The following is a 23,440-nucleotide window of genomic DNA, read 5'->3' on the forward strand; positions in this document are numbered from 1 at the left end:
CCCGTCAACACCGTCGTCCCGCCCGCCACCCTGAACGTGCCCGGCGTGAACGGCGCCGGCATCCAGGTGCAGTTCGGCGGCACCCCCGGACAGATCACCGGGGTGACTCCGGTCAGGGGCGGCCAGGGCGGGCCCGCGATCACCACCCAGCACCTCCCCGGCGCCGGCCCGAACGGCGCCGACCTGTTGCGCGTCGACCACGCGGTGAGCGGGGTCGAGGTCCGGCAGCTCGACCTGACCCTGAACGCGGGCAGCCTCAACCCCGTCCGCGACGAACGCCTGATCACCCTGGCGGGCGGCCCGCACGGGGGGACCACGGTCGGTATCGACCTGCTCAACGCCAACGCCGTACGGCACGTGTCCGGGACCCAGCTGCCGCCCGGCCAGGCGCGGTACGTGGGCAGTGAGCTCAACATCCCGACCACCGGCGGATTCCAGCTGTACGACCCGGCGACCGGCATGCCGGGCCGCGCCGGTACGCAGCTGACCGGCGGCGGCATCGGCAACAACATGTACGTGATCCCCGCCCCGGGCGGCACGGGCCTACAGCTCACCGACGCGGTCGCCGTCCCGCACCCCGGCGGCTCGGTCACCCCGGCGGGAGGCGGCTACCACGTCCGTACGCAGGGGACCCCGGCCGGAGTCGTCAACGTCCACACCACGAACGGCGCCTTCTCCCACGAGGCGCTCACCATCCAGGGCGGCGGCTACATCAACCGCGGCACCCAGCAACTGGTCGACGCGGGCGGGGCCAGGATCACCAGCGCCACGGTGACCCCACAGCCGGGCAACGCCTTCCGCATCGAGGACGGCAACCGCCACATCGTGGTCGGCCCCGACGGCCGCCAGACCCACCACGTCATCTCCCTCCAGGGCACGAACGACCTGGTACATGTGCCGAACACCCGGACCGGCACCCTGGTCCGGGTCGACGGAGCCGGTGTCGGCCAGGGCGCGATCACGCGGGTCGGCAACGAGTTCCACGTGCCGGCCGGGAACAACCGCACGACCGTGTACGACGGCACCGGCGCGCACACGAACGACCTGGTGTCGATTCAGGGTGGTCCGCTGGCGGGCAGTCGCCTGGACGTGAACCTGACTGGCACGCCGACCCGCGTGGTCGACGGGGGCGGTGTCCAGACGCACAACGTGATTCCCCTTCAGGGCACGAACGATTTGGTGCTGGTGCCGAACACTGCGGGCGGCGGTCCGGTGGGCCGGGTCAGTACGGGTGGTGTGGACCAGGGTGCGATCACGCGGGTCGGCAACGAGTTCCACGTGCCGGCCGGGAACAACCGCACGACCGTGTACGACGGTACCGGCGCGCACACGAACGACCTGGTGTCGATTCAGGGTGGTCCGCTGGCGGGCAGTCGCCTGGACGTGAACCTGACTGGCACGCCGACCCGCGTGGTCGACGGGGGTGGCGTTCAGACGCACAACGTGATTCCCCTTCAGGGCACGAACGATCTGGTGCTGGTGCCGAACACTGCGGGCGGCGGTCCGGTGGGCCGGGTCAGTACAGGTGGTGTGGACCAGGGAGCGATCACCCGCGTCGGCAACGAGTTCCACGTGCCGGCCGCGAACAACCGCACGACCGTCTACGACGGCACCGGCACGCACACCAACGACCTGCTGTCCATCCAGGGCGGCCCGCTGGGCGGCCGTGACATCCGGCTGGGCCTGGACGGCACGCCCCGGATGGACAACGGCATCGTCGTCCCGCAGCCGAACGGCCACTTCAGGATCCAGCAGGGCAACGACCACATCGTCGTCAACGCCCAGGGCGTGCACACCGACAACGTCGCCTCGCTTCCCCCCGCGCAGGGCAACGGTCTGGTGCACACCCCGGCGACCGGGAACAACCCCGTCCCCGTCCTGAAGGACGTGGGCGGCAACCCCGTACCGCACGCCTCCGTCACCGCCGGTCCGGGCGGCTCCTTCAACGTCACCCGTGCCATCGTCGACGGCAGCGGCGGCCCCATCGGCCGGTCCCTGCAGTTCCACCCCGGTGGCGCCGTCGACCTGCTGGACGGCAGCCTGGCCAAGATGGACGACGTCCTGGTCTCCTCCCGGCCGAACGGCGGCGGCTTCCGCATCAGCCAGGACGGGGAGGTCCTGCTCGTCAACCCGAACGGCCGGGTCGACTTCGCGGCCACGGACACGGCCGGGACCGGAACCTTCCGCGTCTTCGACGGCCAGGGAACCCATCAGTTCGACACCGTCCGGCTCTCCGACTCCGCCGGCGTCCGGTTCATCCGTACCGACACGCACGCACTGCTCGACGGCGACCTGGCCCCGGTGCCCCCGGGCGGGCACAACATCACCCCGCAGCCTGGCGGCGGCTACCGGATCGACGGCTTCCCGGGCGTCCGGGCGGGCGAGTACAAGCTCTATGACAACCTGGGCAAGCTCACCGAGCAGCGGTTCAACGTCGTCAACAAGGGCGCCATCAAGCCGAACGAGTACCTCAAGGTCACCCACCCGACGGACGGCGTCACCAAGCCCACCTGGGAGCGGGTGCGGCTGGACGCGACGGGCAACCCACAGCCGGTGACCGGGGCCCGCAACTGGTACGACACCGGCAAGCTGGACGCCAAGGGCCTCGGCAACGGCCAGGTCCGGCTGACCAGCGACTCCGGCGTCGAGGTCTTCCAGCGGCGCACGTTGCCCGACGGCCATGTCGTCGACGCGTACCACTCGCCCGCCGGAGTCGGCACCTTCGGAAAGTTCAACCAGCGCGGGGTGTGGACGGAGTACGACGCGGGCGGCACGGTGACCCGCTTCGGCACCCGGCACTGGGGCGAGAGCGGCCGCAGCTGGTTCGACGTGACGACCTCCAAGGGCATCGACACGCGGGTCCGGCACTTCCAGGAGACCCCGGACGGCGGGCACATCCTGGCCAAGCTCGACAACTCGCCACTGACGCAGAGCTTCGCGAAGACGACCTGGACGCGCTTCGACGGCGAGTTCCGGCCGATCGCGGAAGGCACCCGGAACTGGGGTCCCGGCCGCGGCTACACCGACACGATGGTCAACCCGAAGTCCGGCGAGAGCGTCCTCGTCCACGAGAAGTGGGGCCGCTTCACCTGGAGCGTGCACGACGTACGCCGCTTCCACCAGACCGAGATCGGCGCGGACGGCGTGCCGAAGAAGGACTACACGTCCTGGTCGACGCACGGCAAGGAGAACGGTCGCGGACTGACCCTGAAGGACGGCGACTTCCTGGAGACCCGCCGCTTCGCCGAGCAGCGGCCCCCGGTCTCCTTCCGCTGGCTGATGAGCAGCGACTACCGGGCCATGAGCTTCGACGGCGCCCCCTGGCTGAAGTGGGACAGCAAGCTCCAGGTGCACCACTTCACCCAGACCCCGGCGGGCGGTGGCGCCTCCGTGCACGGTGTGCGGTTCGTCAGCCAGAACACCACGACCGACATCATCCGCACCGGCGACGTCGTCCGCGAGACCCGCAAGCTGACGAACGGCGACACCCTCACCGTCGGCGACGTGAAGATGCCGGACGGGGTGAACCGCCAGAACAACTACCAGCCCTGGTCGCAGGGCGACGGCAAACCGCAGGGCCACCGCACCTACGACAGCAACGACTTCACGACGGCCACGATCGACAGCCGCCGGGTCGTCTGGCAGGACCGGGTGGCCACGGGCCTCAACGACGGCGACGACTGGTACTCGCCGAACGTGGCGGGCAGGCAGTGGAACGTCGTCCGGTCCGGCCTGGACGACGGCACGGTCGTCGAGTACCGGCCCGCCCCGGGCCAGCAGACCCCGGCCCATCTGAACAACGGCGACTGGACCCGCTACGACCACCACGGCCTCGTCGTCGGCCGCCAGGACACCTGGCCCAACCCGACGGGAACCGGCAACGACATCCAGGTCACCTCCGTCAACATGCTGAACGGCGACGTGCGCTGGACCGACAGCCTGGGCAACGGCGGCATCCGCAAGCTGAACCACAACCGGGGCGACGTCACGCCCTGGGGCTGGGACCGGGAGGCGTTCCAGGACTTCGACGCGGCCGGCCAACTGGTTCGCGACCACCGGATCACCGCCAACGGCACCAGCATCGACTCCTGGTCCGTGCCCAACGCGGGCGGCGGCGGCAGGACCTGGCACTGGAACAAGGTCGACGCCGACGGCACGGTCAACAACTTCGGCACCGGAGGGGCCGACCGCATCCGCCAGTGGTTCGACGCGGGCGGCAACCAGATCCCCGACTGGCGCCCCGGCGCCAGCTGGCAGGACCAGGTGCCGAGCCTCAACCACCAGGTCATCCAGGAGATCCCGGCCAAGCCGGCCGGCACCTCCTGGTTCACCGACGCTCCGCACCGCGTGCGCGAGTACGTGCCCGACCCGGCCGGCCTCGCGGGCGCCAACCCGCATGTGTGGAAGGAGTACGAGAACGGCATCGAGATCGGCCGCAAGGTCGAACTCGACGACGGCACCTTCCTGGAGAGCGAGGACTGGCACAAGCAGTGGCGCCGCTACGGCACCGACGGCGTGACGATGATCGACGAGCGGACCATGGCCGGGTTCGTCTGGCACACCGACACCTTCGGCCGGGTCTCGCTCATCGGCCGGGAGACCAACTTCACCGGGGTGTTCAACGAGTACCGCGGCTTCAACCGGATGTGGCGCGAGGGCAACAACTGGGAATGGGGCGCCACCACGAATGGCGTGTCCACGTACACTCCGTTCATCAACCGGGCCGCGCGGTCGATCGCCATCGACATGGTCCAGGAGTGGATCCTCGACTTCGCCATGAACCTGACGGTCTACGGCATCATCGCGGCCGCCACCGGTACCCCGTTCGGCGGCATGGACGTGGCCAAGGCCGCGTTCGGCGCCAGCGTCAGCGCGGGCGTCAAGGGCACGTTCTCCGCCGGGCACTTCGCCGCCTACCGGGGCGGCCCGTGGAAGACCGGGCTCAGCCAGATCGACCAGGGCAACCCGTACAACCGTCGCCCTAACGACGACAACTGGGGAGCCGAGTACGGAGGCAACGAGAAGGTGACCCGCTGGCGCTCCGGCACCTACGACTTCGGCATGGGCCTCGTCAGCGGCATGACGTCCGGCTTCATCGGCGCCGCGGCCTCGTCGGCGATCTTCGGTGTGAAGGACAAGGACGGCAACACCGTCCACCTGTCCGGCGGGGACGCCCTGCTGGCGGGCCTGGTCGGCATGGCGGGCAGCGCGCTCGGCGGTGTCACCACCGGCCTCGGCAAGACGATCATCACCCAGAACCTCGGCGGTCGCTGGTACCACCGCCAGGGCCCCTTCGACATCTTCGTTGTCGGCGGCATCGGCAAGATGATCGACAAGCTCTTCTCCAACCTGTGGATCGGCAAGACGCTCACCCAGTCGACCGGCCCGGACTACTACACGAACCCGGGCGGGGACTCCACCGCCGGCCCGGCTGAGGGCTCGACCGGGGGCCAGAACGGAGGGCCCTCCTCATGACGGTGATACGCGTGGCCGCCAAGGGCCGGGGCGCGTACCGGACCATCGCCGCCGCGCTGGCCGCCGCACCCGCCGGGGCGCTGGTCAGCGTCGAGCCCGGCGAGTACACGGAGCCGCTGCGGCTCGCCCGCCGCGTCGCCATCGAGCCGGAAGCCGGCTACGGCTCCGTGGCCGTACGCCCTCCCGCCGGGCCCGCCGTCATCGTCACCGCCCCGGACTGCGTACTGACCGGGCTGGTGCTGAACGGCGCCGACCCGGCCGAGGCGCTCGTCCGGGTCGAGGACGCGGCCGGGCTGCTGCTGGAGGACTGCGAGCTGAGCGGCGGCCGGATCGAGGTGCTCGGCTCGGCGGCGGGCTCGTCGGCGGCGGCCAACGCGGCGCTCACCCCCGACGCCGAACTCACCGCCGAACTGGCCGACCCCGTCAACGGCGGCGGCGTGCTGCTGCTGCGCCGTACGACGCTGAGCGGCGCCCGCAACACCGCCCTGCACCTGGCCGGCGACGCCCGGGCGCGGGCCGAGGACACACTGATCGACGAGGTGGACGGCATCGGCGTGGTGCTGTCCGGCTCCGCCGTGCTGGTGGCCGAGCGGCTGCGGGTGCGGGGCACCTCCGGGTCGGCGCTGCGGGTGCGGGGCGGCGCACGGCTGCTGGCCCAGGACTGCGCGTGGACGGGCGCGGGCCGCAACGGCGTGCTCGTCCAGGACACCGCGGTGGCCCTGCTCGCCGAGTGCCGCATCGACGGGGCGGCCCGGTCCGGGGTGCGGGTCTCGCACGAGGCGCGGGCGGAGCTCACCGACTGCCGGATCACCGAGCCCGGCGGCAACGGCCTGGAGGCCGCCGACACCGCCCGGCTCAGCGCCCGGGGCTGCCGCGTCGAGGCACCGGCCGGGCACGGCGTGCTGGCGACGGGCGGTACGACGCTGGTGCTGGCCGACGCGGTGGTCGACCGGGCGGACGGCACGGCGCTGCATCTGGGCGACCGGGCGGTCGCCGTGATCAGCGGAAGCCGGGTGCGCGGGGGCGGCGACCACGGGCTGGCCGCGGTGGGCGCCGCGCACGTCGAGATGACGGAGAGCACGCTGGAGGACTTCCAGTCCTGCGGTGTGCATGTCGAGGACGAGGCCCGGGCGGTGCTGGGCGCGGTCCGCGTGACGGGCGGGGAGACCGGTGTGCGGGTGCGGTCCACGACCGCGGAACCCTCCGAACTGCGGGACTGCTCGCTCCTCGGCCAGCGGCGCAGCGGCGTCGAGATCGGCTCCGGTGCCGCCGCCGTCCTGGTGGGCGTCCGGGTCGCCGGGGCGGCCGGCGCCGGTGTGGCCGTCGACGCCGGGGGACGGCTCGCGATGTCGGGCGGCGGTGTGTCGGGCGGGGCCGGGAGCGGGCTGGTGCTGGGGCGGGGCGCCGCGGCCGAGGTCAGTGGCGTGCGCGTCGAGGGCAGCGGCAAGAACGGCATCCTGGTCGGCGACTCGGTCAGCGGCACCTTCGACCACTGCGACGTGTCGGGTTCCGCCTTCCCCGCGCTGCACGTCGGCAAGGGCGCCGAGGTGAGGTTCCGGGGCTGCCGGGTCTTCGACTGCGGGCAGGACCTGGGGATGGCCGACGGGGCCGAGCCGGTGTTCGAGGACTGCGCGGCGATCCGCGTCCGTACGTCCGTACTCCCCGCGCTGACGGACCGGCCGGGCGGCCCCCCGCCGTCCCGTCCGACCGGACCGGGCGGCCCGAACGGCCCGGGCGGTCCGGGCGCCCCGACGGGCCCGGGCGCTCCGACCGGCCCCGCCGCCGGTGCCGGTGCTGCCACCTCCGCCACCGACGGCGACGAGCTGTGGCAGCAGGGCGAGCCCGAGCCGGAGCCCGAGACGCTGGAGGACCTGCTCGCCGAACTCGACGAGCTGGTCGGCCTCGGCGGCGTCAAACGGGACGTGGGCGGCATGGTCAAGCTGATGCAGACCGTCCGGCTGCGCGAGGAGGCCGGGCTGCCCGCCCCTCCACTCAGCCGCCACCTGGTCTTCGCCGGCAACCCCGGCACCGGCAAGACCACCGTCGCCCGCCTCTACGGCCGCCTCCTCAAGGCCCTCGGCCTGCTCTCCCGGGGCCACCTGATCGAGGTCGACCGCAGCGCCCTCGTCGGCGAGTACGTCGGTCACACCGGCCCCAAGACCACCGAGGCGTTCCTCCGCGCCCGCGGCGGCGTCCTCTTCATCGACGAGGCCTACGCGCTCGTCCCGGCGGGTGCCTCCAACGACTTCGGCACGGAGGCCATCGCCACGCTCGTCAAACTCATGGAGGACCACCGTGACGAGGTCGTCGTCATCGCCGCCGGATACCCCGACGACATGGACCGCTTCGTCACCTCGAACCCGGGCCTGTCCTCCCGCTTCACCCGCAGCCTGACCTTCGCCGACTACACCTCGGCCGAACTCGTCAGCATCGTCGAGCACCACGCCCAGCGGCACCGGTACGAACTCACCACCGCCGCCCGCAAGGCACTCGCCGAGTACGTCGAACTCATCCCGCGCAACGCCCAGTTCGGCAACGGCCGAACAGCACGACAGCTCTTCCAGCACATGACGGAACGCCAGGCCATGAGGGTCGCCGAACTCACCGCGCCCGATTCCGCCCAGCTGATGCAACTGGACGAACAGGACCTGCCGTAACACACCCCCCGGAGCCCGAAGCCATGCCTGAGCCCAGCTCACCACAGCCCCAGCCCACCAAGTCCGCAACTCCGCCCGAGAAGCCCGGGGCCCCGAAGGGGTTCGCGGACACCTTCCGCCGCAAGCCCGCCCGCGCCCCGCGCGGTCTGACCCCCGGCCCCCGCGTCTGGTCCGCCACTGCCTGGACGGCCGCTGCCGCGGCCGTGGGCGCCGTCGCCGCGCTCGTCGTCGTTCCTCTCCTCCTGGCGGGCAACGACGACGACCGGGAGGAGCGGGCGCAGACCGTGGTGGCGGCGAGCGAGACCCCCGAGGCGCCCTCGCCCTCCCCGAGCGTCAAGGAGTCGAAGAAGCCCGAGAAGCCGAGCCCCTCCGCCACGCCCGAAGCTCCTGCCCCTCCGGCCCCGGCGCCGGTGGTCGAGAGTTCCCCCGAGGCGCCCTCCCCTTCCGCCAGCCGCAAGTCGGAGCCGGAGGAGAAGAAGGCCCCTGAATGGACGAAGACGGTCATATCGGCCACGAACATCCTCTCCACCGGCGAGTCCTGGAAGACGAACCGCATCAGGATGACCATGCAGCCGGACGGCAACCTCGTCGTCTACAACGAGGACGGCAAGGCGACCTGGGCGTCCATGACCTTCGGAGAGGGCCACACGGCCCGGTTCCAGCAGGACGGCAACCTCGTGATCCACAACGGCGACGACAGGCCCATCTGGGCCTCGCAGACCCACGGCAACCCGGGCGCGCAGCTGGTCCTCCGCAAGGACGGCGACGTGGTCATCGCGGCCCCCGGGGGCAGGGTGCTGTGGAGCACCTGATCCTCCGGTGCGGTGAGCGGCGGGACTACCGCTGAGCCCCGGACGTCATCGTGCGGGCCGGGCTGCGGGCCGGGCGGAGGTGTACGACGGCGTCGAGGCCTCCGCCCGGGGCGGCTTCCAGCGTGATGCGGCCGCCGCCGGCGCGGGTCAGCTGTTCCACGATGGGCAGGCCCAGTCCGGTGCCGTCGTGGTGGCTGTCGGAGGCGCGCCAGAACCGGTCGAAGGCGCGCCGGCGTTCGGTCTCGCTCATGCCGGGGCCCTGGTCGACGACATGCAGTTCGATGCTCTGGGGCGCGGGGCGGGTGGCCAGGGTGATGGTGGTGCCGGGCGGTGACACGCGCAGGGCGTTGGCGAGCAGGTTGTCGATGATCTGTTCCAGTGCGCCGGGGATCGCCCAGACGTGACCGGCCCGGCGGCCGGCGGTGGTGACGCCGACGTGGTGTTCGGCGGCGAACGGGGCCCAGGTGGCGGCACGTTCGGCCACCACGGTGTCCAGATCGGCGGCTTCCGGGGTGGTGGCGGTGGCCTCCAGGCGGGCCAGGGAGAGCAGTCCCTGGATCATGCGGCCGAGGCGTTCGGTCTCGCCGATGGCCTCTTCCAGGCTGTCGTGGACGGCGGGATCGAGGTGCGGTTCGAAGTTCTCCAGCCGGATCCGCAGCGCGGTCAGAGGCGTTTTCAGCTGGTGGGAGGCCTCGGCGGCGAAGGCGCGCTGCGCTGTGAGCAGGTGCTGCAGGCGGGTGGCGGTGTGGGTGAAGGAGGCGGCCAGCCTGCGTAGTTCGGGCGGGCCGAGGTCGGTGGCCGGCGGGTTGGTGAGGGTGCCGTCGGCGAGCTGGGTGGTGGCACGTTCGAGGGCGTGGACGGGCCGGATGATCCAGCGGGCCAGGGCGAGAGCGATCAGTGTCACGACCACCAGCACACCCAGGCCGGTCAGGGCCAGGGTGAGCCAGATGTCGTGGACCCGGCCGTTGAGGACGTCGGTGGGGTAACTGAGCCGCAGGGCGCCGCGGATGGTGCTGCCCGAGGAGCCGGGGACGGTGGCGTAGCGGAACTCGGTGCCGCTGTCCGGATCGAGGGCGGTGCCGACGGTGGGCTGGTTGCGCAGGGCGGTGGCGATGTCCGGCTGAGCGGACAGATCGGCGCCGACGGGGGTGAGGGAGGCGGAGTCGGTCAGGACGGCGCCGGTACGGTCCACGATGACGATCCGCGCTCCGGTCCCCTCCGCGTAGCCGGTGGCCAGCTCGGGCAGCTCGTCGGTGTTCTTCTCCTCGATGCGTTCCTCGGCGAGCTCGGCGAGCATTCCGGCGTCCCGCTCGATGCTGTTGGACAGACGGGACGTCTCGGCGCGGGCGTACAGGAGGCCGAAGGGGATCTCCAGGCCGAGCAGGACCAGCAGGACCAGGCCGAGAAAGCCGGCCAGCAGACGCCGGGTCATGTACCGGTACCGGCTGCCGGGTGCACGTGGTCGGAGGGCGGTGCGGCATCGGAGGACCGTACGGCATCGGGGACGTGGAGGCGGAAGCCGACCCGGCGGACGGTCTCGATCCAGGCGGGATCGCCGAGTTTGCGGCGCAGGGCGGCCACGTGCACGTCCAGGGTCTTGGTGGGGCCGAAGAAGTGCGGGTCCCACACCTGGTCGACGATCTCCCGGCGCGAGCAGACGGCCCCGGGGTCCATGCCGAGGTGCGCGAGCAGGTCGAACTCCTTGGGTGCCAGGGCGACGGGCGTTCCGTGGAGGCGGACCTGGCGGGTGCGGCGGTCGATGACCAGCGGGCCCACCGCCTGCGGTGCCTCCGCGGGCGCGGGCGCGGGCGCGGGGCCGGTGGCGCCGGGCGTCCGAGCGGGCGGGCCCGGGGCGACCGTGCCCTCGGGGGCGTCGGCACCCGCCGCGGCCTGGGGGCGGGCGCGCCGGCTGACCGCGCGGATGCGGGCGACCAGTTCACGGACGCCGAAGGGCTTGGCCATGTAGTCGTCGGCGCCCAGTTCGAGGCCCAGGACCCGGTCGATCTCCTCACCCCGGGCGGTGATCATGATGATCGGTACGTCCGAGCGCCGGCGCAGCGCCCGGCAGACATCGATGCCGTCCATGTCCGGCAGGCCCAGGTCGAGCAGCACCATGTCCGGATCGTCCGCGGCCAGCGCCGCGGAGCCGGTGCGCACCCGCTCCACGGTGTACCCGTAGCGGGCCAGGCCCTCCGCCAGCGGGCCGGCGATCCGTTCGTCGTCTTCGATGAGCAGCACCTGCATGGCGTCAGGCTCACACAGCGGCACTGTTCCGCGTGCCATGATCACGCCAATCTGTCTCAGTCGTCATCCGGGCACCCCCTGATACGCGTTCGGGGCCGCACCCGCTCGAAGAAGACGGCCGGGCTCGCCGGCCGCAGGCGGGGAGGTTGCCTGCGGCCGGCGAAGCCGACCTCGTGGTTCCGACAGCGGGATCAGTCGTCGTCGCCGGCCTCGTCCTTGGTCTTGACGACCTTGTACGTCTTCGGGTCGAGGTAGACCTCCACCTCGCTGCCGTCGGCCTTCTTGATCTCCACCGCGTACGTGCCGGGGTTCTCGGCGTCCTCTTCGGACTTGATCACCGTGCCGGGGAACTCGGCCAGCGCCGCGGCCTCGGCCTTCTGCTTGGCCTCACCGGTCAGCGGGGTCTCCACCGCGTCACCGCCGCCGTCCTCGGCCTGCGCACCGCCCTCCGCGGCCTGGGTGTCGCCGCCGGCCCGATCGGCCGCGGCGCTGTTCGAGGACGAGGCGGAGTCACTGGAGTCCGAGCCGCCACAGGCGACCAGCCCGACCAGCAGAGCGGCGGTGGACACAGCGGCGGCGAGGGCGCGCTTGGAAGCGTTCATGTCGAAGATCTCCCAGGGTGTCAGGGACGTCGTACAGGCACCGGGACAGCAGCGGAACACCGCAGGTCCGGGCCGTTTCGGGGACGTCAACGACCCTAGGAACAGGCACTCAAGCACGAGGTTAGAGAGCGGCCAGGAAACCGCCAGGAAACGCCCAACCTTCGACGGCGACCACCACGGCGACGATCACCGTGGGCAGCACCTCGGGCGTGCCGGTCTGGCTCAGGGATGTGCCGGGCCCGGCGGTGGTGAGCCGCGGAGAGTGGCCAGACGCCGCTCGTACTCCTCCTCGTCGATCTCGCCCCGTGCGTACCGCTCGGCGATGATCTGTTCAGGACCGGAGCGGGGGCCCGGAGGGCCGGGGGAGGGCGGGGTGCCCCAGCCGCCGTGCCCGCTGCCGGGTGCGCCCGGACGCTGCGAGAGAGCGCGGAAGAACAGGACGACGATCACGACGATGACGACGATCGCCGCCAGGACCAGGAGGTTGCCGAGCACCATCCACGGCCACATCCATCCGCCGCCGCCGTGTCCGTACCAGTACATCATCGCGGTTCACTTCCCCAGGTCAGCGGTGCTCGGGGTGGGCACACGCTGCGACCTTCCTCCTTCCATCATTACTCCGCGACGCAGCGGCACGAAAACAGCGGGCTCAGGCGGCTCACGCCGACGCGGCCTGCTCGATCAGATCGGCGGCCGTCCGCAGCCCGTCCCGTGCCCGGATCGTCTCCGAGGCCTTGGCCAGGGCGGCCCGTGGCCCCGTGCCGCCGAGCAACTGCTCCAGGGCCCCGTGGAGCTGGGTGTCGGTGAAGCGGTAGGGGTCGAGCCGGACGCCGTGGCCCAGTTCGGCCATCCGCTGGGCGTTGTCGTACTGGTCCCAGAAGAGCGGCAGCAGGATCATGGGCTTGCCGAAGTGGAGGCACTCGGTGGTCGTGTTGTTGCCGCCGTGGGTGATGACGAGGTCGACCAGCGGCAGGATCCGCGTCTGCGGCAGGAACTCGGCCCCCCACATGTTCGGCGGGAGGTCGATCTCGTCGTGCAGCGGCCCCTTGGAGACGATGTACCGGTGCCGGGTGCGGGCGAGTGAGGCGATGACCCGGCGCATGAGGCCGACATCGGCGGAGCCGAGCGAGCCCAGGCTGAAGTAGATCAGAGCGCTGTCGCCCTCACCGCCCGGCGGGTCGGCCAGTTCCCGTGGCAGGGTGAACTCCTCCTCGGTCTCCCGGACAGAGGAGTCCAGCCGGTGCCAGGTGGGGCCCAGCGGGCGGGCGTCGGCGTAGTCGGCGAGCTCGGGGTAGAGGTAGAGGTTCAGGTCGCCCTCGTGGATGAACTCCAGGTCGGGGAGAGGTTGTGCGCCCTGTTCGGTCACCCACGTGTTGAAGTCCGCCCACAGGGCGCGGTGGGTGCGGTCGTACTCGGCGCGGAAGGCGTCCCAGCCGGTACGGTCGTCCGCCGGGTACCCGGAGAAGGCCGGGGGCACGTGCTCGCCCTTCATCTCCAGCGGATTGCAGGAGACGATCCGCACGAAGGGCACTCCGGCCGTGGTCAGCGCGGGGAAGCAGACGACGTTGTCCTCGACGATCACGTCCGGGCGGACCCGGTCGATGATCGCCTTCAGCCGCGGCTCGCAGTAGCGGGCGCCGGAGACCAGCTCCTCCCAGACCGGCTTGACCCAGGTGTCCAGCTGCTCGATGGTCGGCTTGCGGAACTCGGGCGCGGTGTCCCGTATGAAGTCCTTCCAGAACTGGCCCGCGTCCTGGGGCTGTTCGGGCGGCGGTGCGAGATCGACGAGGTTCTCCTCGAAGCCCAGCGGGCTGAGCCTGCCCTTCCAGGAGGCCTCGGCCGCGAACACCACACGGTGGCCCCGGCGGCGCAGGACATCTCCGATGCCGACGCAGTTGTTCGTCGGGCCGTAGGCGCTCTCCGGTGCGAAGAGGATGGTCAGGGATCCGCTCAAGGGGCCGTTCAGTGGGCTGTTCAAGGGGCCGTACAAGGGGATTCTCCCGTCTTCTCGATCGTCTTCTCGATCAGTACGGCGCTCTCCGGGTGCCAGGTCAGTGCGACGCGGGCGCCGGGGGCCACGGGGGCCGGGCCCGGGGCGGTGAGCAGGACCGGACGGTCGAGGCCCGGGACCGTGACCGCGATCCGTGAGGAGCCGCCGAAGAAGCTGATGTCCAGCACGGTGCCGTGCAGCGGGGCGTCCGCGTCCGGGTCGGTGAGCCGGATGCTCTCGGGGCGCACGGCGACGAGCCCGGCCGTGCTCCCGGTCGTCGCGACCCCACCCTTGGCGTTCTCGGTCTCCGTGCCCGCAACCGCTACGGGCAGGACGCCGACGCCCGGTACGTCGAGTCCGCCGGAGGCCGGCAGCCGTCCCGCGAAGATGTTGTTGGCGCCGACGAAGCCCGCGACGAATCTGCCCCGTGGGCGGCGGTAGAGCTCGACGGGTGTGTCGACCTGCTGGACGCGCCCCGCGTCCAGGACGGCGATCCGGTCCGCGAGCGACATCGCCTCCTCCTGGTCGTGCGTGACGACGAGGAAGGTGATGCCGGCCTCGTGCTGCAGCCGCTTCAGCTCCAGCTGCATCTCCGCGCGGACCTGTTTGTCGAGCGCCGACAGCGGCTCGTCGAGCAGCAGCAGACGGGGCCGCTTGACGATGGCGCGGGCCAGGGCGACGCGCTGCCGCTGCCCGCCGGACAGCTGCTGCGGCCGTCGCCGGGCCAGGGCGCTCAGCCCGACCGTGTCGAGCACGTCGGCGACCCGTTCCCGGATCTCCGCCCGGGGCAGCCCTTCGCGCGCCAGCCCGTACGCGATGTTCCGCTCCACGTTCATGTGCGGGAACAGGGCATAGGACTGGAACATCAGATTGACCGGTCGCCGGTGCGCGGCCAGGGCGAGCAGGTCGCGGCCGTCCAGGGTGACCGTGCCGCCGTCCGGCGTCTCGAACCCGGCGAGCACGCGCAGCAGGGTCGTCTTGCCGCAGCCGCTCGGGCCGAGCAGCGCGAAGAACTCGCCCTCCGCGATGTCCAGGCTCACCCCGTCCAGGGCGATGGTGTCGCCGAACCGCCGGGTGACCTCATGGATACGGATCACGATGCCTCCGCGAGCCGGCTGATCCGCTGGGCGGCGATCACCACGGTGAAACTCACCGTCAGCAGGACGGTGGCGAGCGCGTTGATCTCCGGGGTCACCCCGAACCTGATCATCGAGTAGACGACGATCGGCAGGGTGGGGTCCTGGGGTCCCGCGGTGAAGAAGGCGATGACGAACTCGTCGAGCGAGAGCGTGAACACCAGCAGCGCGCCCGCCACGATCCCCGGGGCGAGGCCCGGCAGCGTCACCCGCAGGAACGTGCTGACCTCTCCCGCGCCGAGATCGCGTGAGGCCTCCTCCAGCGAGGGGTCGCCATGGGCGATCCGGGTACGGACGACCGCCGTGACGAAGGCGAGGCCGAAGACGGTGTGCGCGAGCAGGACCGAGTGCAGGCCGAGGGTCGCCGAGACCATCGAGTAGAAGGCCAGCAGGCCGATCGCGAGCACGATGTCCGGCAGGACGGCGGGCATCACCGACAGGGCGTGCAGCAGCCGTGACCGGTTCGCGTGGCGGGCCAGCCCCACGGCGAGCAGCGTGCCGAGGACCGTGGACAGGACGGTGGCGCCGGCCGCCACGATCAGCGTGTTGGCCAGGCCCCTCAGCACCTCGTCGTCGCGGGCCAGTGTGCCGTACCAGCCGGTGCCGAACCCGCCCCACTGGTAGGGGCTTTCGGACCGGTTGAAGGACATCGCGACGAGCACGACGACGGGTGTGTAGAGGAACAGGTACGTCAGCCACAGCGGAAGTCCCGCCACCAGTCCCGCCAGTCCCGCCACCAGTCCCGTCGGCCGCCGCCGCGCAGGAAGCCGTCTCGGCCGGCGCACCGGACGGCCCGCGATTCCCCCTGGCCGGCGCATCAGCGACGACTCCCCGTCCGGTGCCCGGCCCAGGCCTGCGCCATCAGCAGCAGGACCAGGAACGCCATGAGCGCGAGGGCCAGAACCGAGCCGAACGGCCAGTCCCGCGCGGTCAGGAACTGGTCCCTGATCAGGTTGCCGACCATGACCGTGCGCCCGCCGCCCAGCAGTTCGGGGACCACGAAGTTGCCGAGGCTGGGCACGAAGACGAAGACGCAGCCGGTCAGCACGCCGGGCAGGGTGAGCGGAAGCGTCACGCTGCAGAACGTACGGGCCGGGCGCGCGCCCAGATCGGACGAGGCGTCGAGGAGCCGTCGGTCGACCCGCTCGATCGCCGCGTACAGCGGCAGCACCATCAGCGGCAGGTAGGCGTAGAGCAGCCCGACGACGACGGCCCCCTCCGTGTACAGCAGCCGCAGCGGCCGGTCGGTCACCCCGATACCGGTGAGGGCCCTGTTGACCACACCTTCGCTGGACAGCAGCACGATCCAGGCATACGTACGGACCAGGAAGTTGGTCCAGAACGGCAGCACGACCAGGACCAGGGCGACCGTACGCCACCGTGCCGTCAGCCGGGTGATGGCGTACGCCGTCGGGTAGCCGAGGGCGAGCGCCAGCACCGTGGTGATGCCCGCGATCCGCAGCGAGTCCGTGAGGACGCCGGCGTACAGGGGGTCGGCGATCCTCGCGAAGTTGTCCCCCGTCACCCCGTCCTCGTACGCGATCCCGCCGAACCGCCCCCGCCGGAAGGCGGTGTAGCCGATCACGAGGGCCAGTGGCAGCACCAGCAGGACGACCAGGTACGAGAAGCCGGGGCCGATCAGGACGAGGCGGGCGCGTGTGCGCGCCGCGGAGCCGACTCGTGCGCGCGCTGCGGAGACCCCCTTCAGCCGACGCGTTACCGGGCCCGCCCCCGCACGGCCACCGGCCGCCATCACCCCGCGGTGACTTCCGTGACGATCCGCGCGTAGTCCGTCGTGGCGTCCCCGAGGTCGACGGCCGACTCACCCTCCAGCAGTTCCTTGGACGTCATGGCGAGGGTCGGGTATTTCTTCACCAGCCCCGGATCAACCTCCGCCATGGCCGCCGAGTTGGGCACCTTGTAGAAGATGTTCGAGGCGACCCAGGAGTGCGTCTTCGCGTCGAGGACGTAGTTGATGAAGGCGTGCGCCGCCTCCTTGTTCTTCGACGACTTGAGGACGACCATCGTGTCGGCCCAGAGGTCGCTGCCCTCCTTGGGGACCACGAACCCGATCCTCTTGTCGTCGGTCGGACACCAGCCGTCCCAGGCCTCCACCAGCGCGGCCTCCCCGGACCTGAGCCGGTCGCCGAACGTGGTGTCGTCGTACGCGAGGAGTCCCTGCTTGGCGTCGAGCAGCAACTCCTTGACGCGGGCGAGCTGTTGGCCGTCGGTGGTGTTCACCGAGTAGCCGAGCACCTTCTGCGCGGGGAGGAAGAGCCAGCGCTCGGTCTTCAGCATGGTGATCTTCTTCTTCAGCGCGGCGCGCGGCTTCAGCAGATCGTTCCAGCTGTCGGGGGTGTAGCCGGTGAGGTCCTTGCGGTAGCAGAGCCCGGTGGTGCCCCAGGTGTAGGGGACGGAGTACTTGTTGCCCTTGTCGTGGGCGAGGCGGGACGCCAGCGGGTCCAGGTTCTTGAGGTTGGGGACCAGCTCGTGGTGGATGGGTTCGAGCAGTCCCTGCTCCGCGAGCGCCTGCGCGTACTGGCCCGACACGAACGCCACGTCGATGCCGCTGCCGGTAGCGGCGGTCAGCTTGGCGACGATCTCTTCGTTGGTCGTGTGCTTCGCGACCGTGACGGGGGCGCCGACGGCGGACTTGAACCTGGCGGGCAGGTCCTCCGGCATGTAGCCGTCCCAGTTCGACACGGTGAGCCGCTGCTTGCTCAGATCCGCCTGGGGGTCGAGCTTCGCGGGGGCGGTGGAGCCGCTTCCGGCCGTCTCGTTGCCGCCGCCGCAGGCGGAGAGCAGGAGGGCGAGCACGGCTGCCGCGGCGCCCACGGGAACCAGTCCGAACCTTCGGGCCCGTAACGGTAATGCCCTACGAGCAGCTGACGGTCTTCTGGCACCTGACGGTCTACGCGTACGCGACACACCCACTCCCTCGCTGTCGAGATCAGCCAGTCGTGCGGGGCAGCGCCTGATGCACCGACAGGATCGCGGGCAGGCAGCGGTTCCGAAGTGTCGCACCATGAACGAATATCGGGCAAGATGCCGGAACGGGACCGTGTGCGCGGGGGTGGCACCTCGCATTGCACCCCGCATGGGCCCGCGCAGGAGATCAGCGGCTCTCCCCGTCCCGGCAACCTGTTCCAGGCTGTCGGCGTCTGTGCTGGTCAGTGCCCGTTCCAGCGTTCCGGCGTCCCGTAGTGACCGCCTCTTGTGGCGGGCGGGACGGATCGCGGAACAAGCTGCGGTCGTCCAAGCAGCCCGCTGGACGACCCACTTCCGCACCATGGAGATCTCGATGCGTTCGCGCCTTGCCGCCCGCTCCGCCCGCTCCGCCCGCTCCGCCCGCTCCGCCCGCTCCGCCCGCCTCGCCCTGGCCGCCCTCGCGGCGGTGGCCCTCACCGCCACCGCGACCGCCACTGCCACCGCCGACAGCCGAAGCGCCAACGTGCGGGCCTGTGGAACCAACGACCTGACCTTCAAGGTCAGCTCGGAGACGCAGGCGGGCGGCTACCTCCTCGTCACCGCCAAGGCCAAGCCCGGCATCACCTGCTACCTGGAAGGCGTCTTCCCCTCCGCGTCCTTCGGCTCCTCCGCCGACACCGAGGTCTCGCCCGCCGAGCACGCCGTCAGCGAGAACGTCACTCTCTCCGGCTCCACCGCCGCCTACGCCGGGATCAACCCCAAGACGACCAACGACAACAACGGCAGGCAGTTCGACCTGCTCCACCTCTCCGTCGCAGGCGACGAGCTCAACGCCACCACCCTCGACCTCCCCGACACCGTCACGGTCGACAGGCCCATCGCCACCAACTGGCACGCCGACCCCGCCGACGCCGTCCCCTTCTCCAGCTGACCTCCCTCTCCAGTTGACCTCCGCGCCGGGCGCCTCCACCGCGCCCGGCGACAGCAGCGTCATCTACCAGCGGGGCGCTCGTCGGAGACGTACGTCACATGCGTTCCTGTCACATCGCGCCGGGCCGCTCCGTCAGTGAGGTGTAACTGGCGACAACGGCACAGGAGCCCAGCATGGAAGCTCGACTGAACCTCTTCGGCAACCCGCTCGCGGAGAAGTTCCTGCGGTACATCAACTCGGCGGGCAAGGTCGCCTCGGACTCGACCCTGCCGACCGCGACGCAGGAGCTGGTGAAGCTCCGCGCCAGCCAGATCAACGGCTGCGGTTTCTGCACCGACATGCACACCAAGGACGCCGCGGCCGCGGGGGAGACCGCGCAGCGGCTCCACCTGGTCGCGGCCTGGCGGGAGGCCAAGGTGTTCACCGACGCCGAGCGCGCCGCCCTGGAGCTGACGGAGCAGGGCACCCGCATCGCGGACGCGGCCGGCGGTGTCACGGACGAGGCCTGGGCGAACGCCGCCAAGCACTACGACGAGGACCAGCTCGTCGCTCTGGTGTCCGTCATCGCCCTCATCAACGCCTACAACCGCCTGAACTGCATCATCCAGCAGCCCGCCGGCGACTACCAGCCCGGCCAGTTCGGATAACCCGGGCGGCTCGAGCGGCTCTGACAGCTCGGGCAGCTCGAACAACGGCGAGCGACAGCACACGCCCCGGGTGACCTCACCAGGCGCCCGGGGCGTTGTGATGTGTGACCCGGATACGCGTCAAAGGGGCAATGAGCGCTCGGCCGCGTTTGTCAGCTCGGGTCTGTCGGGCAGTTGTCGCCGGGCATCGTGAGGCGGGCGGGCTCGGGGCAGGAACAGGGCGATGAGCAGGCCGATCGCCATCGCGCCTGTCGCGATCAGGAAGGAGACGCGGAAGCCCTGCATGGTCGGGACCGTGACCCCGTTCATGTCGTTCGCGGTGTTGGCGAGGACCATGCCGACGACGGCGCTGGAGACCGAGGCACCGATCGAGCGCATCAGGGTGTTGAGGCCGCTTGCCGCGCCGGTCTCCGCGGCGGGGACCGCACCGATGATCAGCGCGGGCAGGGAGGAGTAGGCGAGGCCGATGCCCGGGCCCAGGACCACCGTGATGACGAGGCTCTGCCAGGGGGCGCTCATCAGGCCGAGGCCGGCGCCGTAGCCGATCGCGATGATCAGCATGCCGAGGATCAGGGTGACCTTGGGGCCGTACTTCGCGGACAGCCGGGCGTAGACGGGTGTCGTGAACATCATGGTCAGGCCGAGCGGTGCCATGAGCAGGCCCGCGACCACCATCGACTCGCCGAGGCCGTAGCCGGTGGACTCGGGCAGTTGGAGCAGCTGGGGGAGGACGAGGGAGACGACCAGGAAGGAGAAGCCGACCATGATCGAGGCGAGGTTGGTGAGGAGCACCGTGGGGGAGGCCGTGGTGCGCAGGTCCACCAGCGGTGCCTCGAGCCGCAGCTCCATCACGCCCCACAGGACGAGCACGACCGCCGACGCGGCGAACAGGCCGAGCGTGGTGGCCGAAGTCCAGCCCCAGTCACTGCCCTTGGTGATCGGCAGCAGGAAGAGGACGAGGCCGGCGGACAGCCCGATCGCGCCGAGGACGTCGAAGGTGCCCTGCGCGCGGGTCGGGGACTCGGGGACGACGAGAAGGGTGAGGGCGATGCAGAGGACGCCGAGGCCGGCGGCGCCGTAGAAGAGGGCGTGCCAGTCGGTGTGCTGGGCGACCAGGGCCGCGGCGGGCAGCGCGAGACTGCCGCCGACGCCCATGGAGGAGCTCATCAGGGCCATCGCCGAGCCGAGCTTTTCGCGGGGGAGCGTGTCACGCATCAGGCCGATGCCGAGGGGGATCGCGCTCATCGCGAAGCCCTGGAGGGTCCGGCCCGCGACCATCGTGAGCAGGTCGTTGGTGAGGGCGCTGACAAGCGCGCCGACGACCATCACCACGAGGCTGAGGACCAGCATGCGGCGCTTGCCGTAGAGGTCGCCGAGGCGGCCCGCGACCGGCGTGGTGACGGCGCCGGAGAGCAGGGTCGCGGTGATGACCCAGGTGGCGTTGCCCGGCTCGGTGCCCAGCAGTTGCGGCAGGTCCTTGATGACCGGGACGAGCAGGGTCTGCATCACCGCGACCACGATGCCCGTGAAGGCGAGCACCGGGACGAGGGCCCCGCCGACTCGGGTGGCGGGCCGGTCGGTCGACGTGTGCGTCACGCTGTTGCCCAGGCGCCGAGGGCGAACCCGTCCCTCTCCCGTCGGACTTCCACGGCACCCGCACCGCCGAAGTGCGCGGGGACGAGCAACTCCCGTTCATCGGCTGCCCGCCCCAGAATCCGACGGCGACTGGCCACCGCCTGCTCCGGGGCCAGGCAGGCGTTGCTGTTGCAGCAGGGCTGGAGGATCTGCACCGGACTGTGCAGCAGATCTCCGACGAAGACCGCCCGGTCGCTCCCGGACGCGAGTCGCAGCACGGACGAACCGGGAGTGTGGCCGGGCGCGGACTCCAGGGTGAGAGTTTCGTCGATGCGATGGAGGCCGTCCCACAGCACGGCCTGTCCGGCCTGGTGGACGGGCGCCACACTGTCTTCGTAGATCAGTCGGTCGACCTCCTGCACGCCGTTCCCGTAGGAATTGTCCGGACCGTAGTGGAAGTCGTCGGCGGCCGGAATGAGGTACTGGGCGTTGGGGAACGTCGGGACCCACTCCCCGTCCGCGTCGACGGTGTTCCAGCCGACGTGATCGACGTGGAGGTGGGTGTTGACGACGACGTCGACATCCTGCGGGCGCACACCGGCCCTCGCCAGAAGGCCGAGAAAATCGCCCTGACACTGGTGGAACGGCGGCATGCCCGGCCGCTCGCGACCGTTGCCCGCTCCGGTGTCGACCACGACGGTCCGCCCACCGCTGCGCAGCACCCACGTCTGCAGAGCAAGCACCGCCCAGTCGCTGTCCGGCTCCCAGTGGTCCGGTGCCAGCCAGTCCTCGTTGTCCTTCCACACATCGGCGGTAGCTCCTGAAAACATTCCGGAAGCAGGCGCGAAGGGTTTGTGCCACTCAACGACCCGGATGACCTCGACATCCCCCAGCACCATGCGCTGCACACTCGCGTTCTCGTTCGTCATGTGCCCGACCCTAAGAAGGCGCGGACGATCCTCTCAATGCGCATCCAGCTCAATAAAATAAGAATCCGTCTCACGCTCTGTACGGCAGATACCCTGGGCGGATGGATGTGGTGAGCGACGCGATCTCTGTCGTGCACCTCGGCCACCCCGCGTCCCACCGGGTGCGGACGAGGGGGAGCTGGTGCGCACGGCTGGACCCGTACGACGGCGCGGGCTTCTACGTCGTCCTGAAGGGCAACTGCTGGCTGCTGCCCGACAGTGGCGTCCCGGTACCTCTCGGCGTGGGCGACGCGGTGCTGCTGCCTCATGGGGCGGGCCATGTGATCGCCGATTCCCCCGTCGATGCGGCGGTCGCGGCGAAGAAGGCGGTGCCGTTCGAGCAATGGCTTGAGGAGACAGGGCAGACAGGGCAGGCAGGGCCGCGAGCTCGGCCTGATCATGACGAGACGGAGATGCTCTGCGGCAAGTACTGGCTCGACTGCAGCCGCATCCACCCGCTCATGGCGGAGCTGCCCGAGGTCGTCCACCTTCCCAACCGAGTGGGCAGTCACCTCGAACTCCGTGCCGCGATCGACCTGCTCGCCGGTGAGCTGGACGAGAGGCAGCCCGGCTCCTGCATCGCGCTGCCGAACCTGCTCGACCTCCTCCTCGTCTACATGATCCGCTCCTGGATGACCGAGACCACCAGCGGAGCCTGGCCCAGCGCACTGGGCGACCCGGTGACGGCTGCCGCCCTGCGGGCGCTGCACTCGGACCCGGCCGCGCCGTGGAGCAACGATCGCCTGGCCGCGGAGGCGGGTGTCTCCCGTCCCACCCTGGCGCGCCGGTTCACCACCCTGGTCGGCCGCCCTCCGATGGCGTACCTCACGTGGTGGCGCCTGATCCTCGCCGCCACCCTGCTCCGGGACACCCCGGACACCCTGTCCGCCATCGCCGACCGAGTCGGCTACGGCAGCCCGTACGCGCTCTCACACGCCTTCCAGAGGGAGTTCGGTACGACGCCGGGGCGGTATCGAGCGCAGGCCGCGAGTCGATCCCCCGGATGAGTACGTGCGGCCTCGCTCTGAGTAGCCGTACTCATGCCGGACTCGACGCTCGCACCCACACTGCGAACATGCGACGACTTTCCGGGGAAAAACCCGTTATCAGCCGTATCCTCCGCCCCTCCCTCCGCCTCTCCCTCCGCTCCTCCCGCGCCCGGCGTGGCGCGGCGCTGGCGGTGTTGTGCGCGCTCACCCTCGCCGCCTGCGGCACCGAGCGGGCGGGCGACGAGGACACGAAGGCCGGACGCGACGACCGGGTCGGGGCCGGCTCGCCGACGGCGTCCCGCGCCGGGGGTGGCGACGCCGACTCCGGTGATGCCGACTCCGGTGACGCCGAGTTCCTCGCCTTCATGGAACTGCTCACCTCCCTCGCCAAGCCGTGCCTGAAGGACGTTCCGGTCCCGGAGCCGCCTGAGGAGCCGGAGCCGGATACGGCCGGGCCGCCCACCGCCGCCCTCCCCGAGCCGTCCC

General features: G+C 71.0%; 17 protein-coding genes and 1 pseudogene. 7 read left to right on the top strand and 11 right to left on the bottom strand.

The genetic code is table 11. The features are described from left to right. Nucleotides 1-45: 45 nt before the first annotated feature. From FPZ41_RS47340 to FPZ41_RS30155, 3 genes are read left to right on the top strand one after another with little or no spacing between them, the layout of a single operon-like run. Nucleotides 46-5,475, top strand: a complete 5,430-nt coding sequence (locus FPZ41_RS47340; RefSeq protein ID WP_322620903.1) for an RHS repeat domain-containing protein — start codon at nucleotides 46-48, stop codon at nucleotides 5,473-5,475. Continuing rightward, entirely contained in the window at nucleotides 5,472-8,132 is a 2,661-nt protein-coding gene (locus FPZ41_RS30150) for a right-handed parallel beta-helix repeat-containing protein (RefSeq protein ID WP_152866812.1), read from the top strand. The genes FPZ41_RS47340 and FPZ41_RS30150 overlap by 4 nt, the downstream gene beginning before the upstream one ends. Nucleotides 8,133-8,155: 23 nt before the next feature. Beyond that, the gene (locus FPZ41_RS30155; RefSeq protein ID WP_152866813.1) at nucleotides 8,156-8,944 is read left to right on the top strand and encodes a mannose-binding protein; all 789 of its coding nucleotides are present in this window, start codon (nucleotides 8,156-8,158) and stop codon (nucleotides 8,942-8,944) included. Between the two features lie 25 nt (nucleotides 8,945-8,969). Here FPZ41_RS30155 and FPZ41_RS30160 read toward each other — a convergent pair whose 3' ends face one another. From FPZ41_RS30160 to FPZ41_RS30200, 9 genes are all read right to left on the bottom strand, one after another. Then, on the bottom strand, nucleotides 8,970-10,376 hold the full coding sequence (locus tag FPZ41_RS30160) for a sensor histidine kinase (protein WP_152866814.1): 1,407 nt from the start codon (nucleotides 10,374-10,376) through the stop codon (nucleotides 8,970-8,972). Further along, entirely contained in the window at nucleotides 10,373-11,188 is an 816-nt protein-coding gene (locus FPZ41_RS30165) for a response regulator transcription factor (protein ID WP_152866815.1), read from the bottom strand. Before FPZ41_RS30165 ends, FPZ41_RS30160 begins: the two co-directional genes overlap by 4 nt. A gap of 191 nt (nucleotides 11,189-11,379) precedes the next feature. After that, a complete protein-coding gene (locus tag FPZ41_RS30170; protein WP_228023064.1) occupies nucleotides 11,380-11,790 on the bottom strand; it encodes a PepSY domain-containing protein in 411 nt (136 codons plus the stop codon). A gap of 222 nt (nucleotides 11,791-12,012) precedes the next feature. Then, complete coding sequence (locus FPZ41_RS30175) at nucleotides 12,013-12,336, bottom strand: SHOCT domain-containing protein (protein WP_152866817.1); 324 nt, start codon at nucleotides 12,334-12,336, stop codon at nucleotides 12,013-12,015. 112 nt (nucleotides 12,337-12,448) lie between these two features. Continuing rightward, on the bottom strand, nucleotides 12,449-13,744 hold the full coding sequence (locus FPZ41_RS30180) for a glycosyltransferase (RefSeq protein WP_152866818.1): 1,296 nt from the start codon (nucleotides 13,742-13,744) through the stop codon (nucleotides 12,449-12,451). Between the two features lie 20 nt (nucleotides 13,745-13,764). Beyond that, nucleotides 13,765-14,877 carry an ABC transporter ATP-binding protein gene (locus tag FPZ41_RS30185; protein WP_322620904.1) on the bottom strand — a complete coding sequence of 371 codons (1,113 nt, stop codon included), beginning with the start codon at nucleotides 14,875-14,877 and terminating at the stop codon, nucleotides 13,765-13,767. After that, complete coding sequence (locus FPZ41_RS30190) at nucleotides 14,874-15,653, bottom strand: ABC transporter permease (protein ID WP_322620905.1); 780 nt, start codon at nucleotides 15,651-15,653, stop codon at nucleotides 14,874-14,876. The genes FPZ41_RS30185 and FPZ41_RS30190 overlap by 4 nt, the downstream gene beginning before the upstream one ends. An 80-nt stretch (nucleotides 15,654-15,733) precedes the next feature. Continuing rightward, nucleotides 15,734-16,669: an ABC transporter permease gene (locus tag FPZ41_RS30195; protein ID WP_152866820.1), complete on the bottom strand. Its 936-nt coding sequence runs from the start codon at nucleotides 16,667-16,669 to the stop codon at nucleotides 15,734-15,736. Then, a complete protein-coding gene (locus FPZ41_RS30200) occupies nucleotides 16,669-17,751 on the bottom strand; it encodes a polyamine ABC transporter substrate-binding protein (RefSeq protein ID WP_322620906.1) in 1,083 nt (360 codons plus the stop codon). Before FPZ41_RS30200 ends, FPZ41_RS30195 begins: the two co-directional genes overlap by 1 nt. A 466-nt stretch (nucleotides 17,752-18,217) precedes the next feature. On the opposite strand from FPZ41_RS30200, the gene FPZ41_RS47345 reads away from it, so the two are divergent. Both FPZ41_RS47345 and FPZ41_RS30210 read left to right on the top strand, forming a co-directional pair. After that, on the top strand, nucleotides 18,218-18,775 hold the full coding sequence (locus tag FPZ41_RS47345; RefSeq protein ID WP_194236256.1) for a DUF4232 domain-containing protein: 558 nt from the start codon (nucleotides 18,218-18,220) through the stop codon (nucleotides 18,773-18,775). Nucleotides 18,776-18,948: 173 nt separating this feature from the next. Continuing rightward, entirely contained in the window at nucleotides 18,949-19,422 is a 474-nt protein-coding gene (locus FPZ41_RS30210; protein WP_152866822.1) for a carboxymuconolactone decarboxylase family protein, read from the top strand. 120 nt (nucleotides 19,423-19,542) lie between these two features. On the opposite strand, the gene FPZ41_RS30215 is transcribed toward FPZ41_RS30210, so the two are convergent. Both FPZ41_RS30215 and FPZ41_RS30220 read right to left on the bottom strand, forming a co-directional pair. Further along, entirely contained in the window at nucleotides 19,543-21,018 is a 1,476-nt protein-coding gene (locus FPZ41_RS30215) for an MFS transporter (RefSeq protein WP_322620907.1), read from the bottom strand. Next, nucleotides 21,015-21,926: an MBL fold metallo-hydrolase gene (locus tag FPZ41_RS30220; protein ID WP_152866824.1), complete on the bottom strand. Its 912-nt coding sequence runs from the start codon at nucleotides 21,924-21,926 to the stop codon at nucleotides 21,015-21,017. The genes FPZ41_RS30215 and FPZ41_RS30220 overlap by 4 nt, the downstream gene beginning before the upstream one ends. A 101-nt stretch (nucleotides 21,927-22,027) precedes the next feature. On the opposite strand from FPZ41_RS30220, the gene FPZ41_RS30225 reads away from it, so the two are divergent. Both FPZ41_RS30225 and FPZ41_RS30230 read left to right on the top strand, forming a co-directional pair. Continuing rightward, a complete protein-coding gene (locus FPZ41_RS30225; protein ID WP_152866825.1) occupies nucleotides 22,028-22,972 on the top strand; it encodes an AraC family transcriptional regulator in 945 nt (314 codons plus the stop codon). 68 nt (nucleotides 22,973-23,040) lie between these two features. Then, nucleotides 23,041-23,440 (top strand): annotated as a pseudogene (locus FPZ41_RS30230) (hypothetical protein); the annotation flags it as partial.

It is taken from the genome of Streptomyces acidicola (assembly GCF_009377235.1).
GTDB lineage: Bacteria > Actinomycetota > Actinomycetes > Streptomycetales > Streptomycetaceae > Streptomyces > Streptomyces acidicola.